Origin of the sequence: Aeromonas molluscorum 848 (assembly GCF_000388115.1) — a bacterium.
In the GTDB taxonomy this organism is placed as follows: Bacteria; Pseudomonadota; Gammaproteobacteria; order Enterobacterales; family Aeromonadaceae; genus Aeromonas; species Aeromonas molluscorum.
Window position 1 is genome coordinate 1 of record NZ_AQGQ01000308.1, and the last position, 507, is coordinate 507.

Consider the following 507-nt stretch of genomic DNA (forward strand, 5'->3'; position numbering starts at 1 on the left):
TGTCGATGAGTCGCTGCGGTAAACGTGAGGGATTGATCCCGTCAACGCATCCAGTGCAATCCTGGTAACGCAGTCCATTTTACTTGTAGTACGACCTCGGTCGCATACAAGACGGCTATGTAGACTCAGTTGGTTAGGAGCATCGCACTCATAATGACGAGGGTCTACTAGGGTTCGAATCCCGTCATAGCCACCAGTTTCTAGTTGCAGTTGGGGTATCGCCAAGCGGTAAGGCAGCGGGTTTGATCTCGCCATTCCTAGGTTCGAATCCTAGTACCCCAGCCATTTTACCTGTCATTGACCCTGTCGATGACATGCTGTGATAAACGTGAGGGATTGCGATCTCGCCAACGTGATTAGGTTACTTACCTAGTGTCTCAGTAATGTTAAGGTTCTTTGTCAGCACTCGTGCTGTTGAAGGACATTGTTGGGGTATCGCCAAGCGGTAAGGCAGCGGGTTTTGATCTCGCCATTCCTAGGTTCGAATCCTAGTACCCCAGCCATTTT

The 507-nt window shown here is 49.9% G+C and carries 2 tRNA genes; both read left to right on the forward strand.

Features of this window, described 5'->3' with window-relative positions:
• Window positions 1-211 precede the first annotated feature (211 nt).
• Window positions 212-285: transfer RNA gene (locus G113_RS20185), tRNA-OTHER, on the forward strand.
• A 143-nt stretch (window positions 286-428) separates the two neighbouring features.
• A tRNA-Gln gene (locus tag G113_RS20190) sits at window positions 429-503 on the forward strand.
• The last annotated feature ends 4 nt before the right edge of the window (window positions 504-507 follow it).